At 71.6% G+C, this 1,515-nt stretch carries 1 protein-coding gene; it reads right to left on the bottom strand.

Annotated features, from left to right (window positions below; genetic code table 11):
- Nucleotides 1-1,404: AAA family ATPase (locus Q1K57_RS12060; RefSeq protein WP_300082959.1), on the bottom strand; the 1,404-nt coding region annotated here is incomplete at its 3' end.
- Nucleotides 1,405-1,515: the final 111 nt, after the last annotated feature.

The following is a 1,515-nucleotide window of genomic DNA, read 5'->3' as shown; positions in this document are numbered from 1 at the left end:
GAGGATGCGTTCGAGGAGGTCGGTGGCGGTGGGCGGGATGATCGCCTCGGGCCGGATGAGGGAGTGGGCGTCGCCGTCGCCGACGACTTCGAGGTGGACGTGGTTGGCGTACCGGCCGCGGGTGAGCATCGTGTACAGCTGCTGGCGGGTTTCGGCGCCGGTGGCGATGCCGTGCAGGACGTCGGCGGTGACGCCCTGGGCGCCGTGGATGGTGCAGGCGTAGCCGAGTTCGACGGACTCGTTGACGTAGGCGGTGGGCAGGATCACGGTCTGCCGGTTGGTCTGGTGGATCGCGCGGAGGTCCCCGTTGGTGGCGATGCCGGTGATGGTCCAGCGGTCGCCGTTGCGGACCCAGTCGGTGCCGGTGGTGCGCAGTCGACGGTCGTTCAGGCGGGTGATGATGAGGTCGCCGACCGCCGCGTGGCTGCCGTCGGCGAGGGCCACGGTGGGCGTGGGGTGATTGCCATCGTGGAGGTGGGCCTGGGCGCGGGCGTTGAGTTCGGCGACCAGCGTCCGGGTGGGGGCGACCATGAGGGCGTCCGCGCCGGCGTGGCGGGCAACGAGCCAAGAGGCGAAGACCTGGTCGGCGCAGGTTCCGAGGTCGCCGACGTGGACGCGGTGGTTGTCGAGGTAGAAGCCGAGCGCTTCGGGGTCGCCGGCGCGCAGGGCGAGGCTGGCGGCGCCTTCGGCGGGGTCTGCGAACCGAACGAGTTCGTTGAGCTGGACGGCGCCGTGGGTGGCTTGGATGTCGCGGAGGACGCCGCCGGCGCCGATCGCGGCGAGTTGCTGGTCGTCGCCGATGAGCCGCACGGATCCGCCGCGGTCGAGGACGAACTCGACGACCTGGTCCAGCGAGAGGGTGTCGGCCATACCGGCTTCGTCGATGATGACCAGACTCGTGGGCCCGATGCGGTCGGCCCACGCGGGGAGCGGTCGCCGGTGGTTCAGGGCGTGGGTGAGCAGGGCCATCGTGTCGGCGTGGGTGTCGATCTGGGCGCCCAGCTGGGCGGCCGCGGCGGCCGACGGTGCGAGGCCGACGACGGTGCCGCCGCCGTTGCGCCAGGCGGTGGCGAGGGCGCGCATGGCGGTGGTCTTGCCGGAACCGGCGGGGGCGATGGCGAGTTGGAGGCGGGCTCCGCTGGTGGCCATCTCGCGGACGAGGGCGACCTGGCCGGGGTTGAGCGGGGTGCGGTTCGCGGCCGCCTCGATGAGGGCGACTTCGACGGCCGGGGTGGGCACCTGGTGGCCGCCGCGGCGTCCGGCTGCGTCGACGAGGCGGTGTTCGGCCGCGACGATCCGGCGGGAGGTGTGCCAGGTGGAGCGGGCGACGGTGTAGACGCTGTCGCCGTCGGCGCGGCCTAGCGCGGCGGGTTCGGTGTGGACCGTTCCCGGTTTGGTGGACACTGGTGAGGTTTGCGGTTCCCGATAGGGTGAAGGGGAGCTGATTATGGGATCTACGCGGAGGCATTTCACGGCGGAGTATAAAGCTAACGCGGTGGCGTTGGTGTTGGATGA

Origin of the sequence: Propioniciclava sp., assembly GCF_029977985.1 — a bacterium.
In the GTDB taxonomy this organism is placed as follows: Bacteria; Actinomycetota; Actinomycetes; order Propionibacteriales; family Propionibacteriaceae; genus Propioniciclava.
This window is presented reverse-complemented; position numbering and strand designations above follow the sequence as displayed.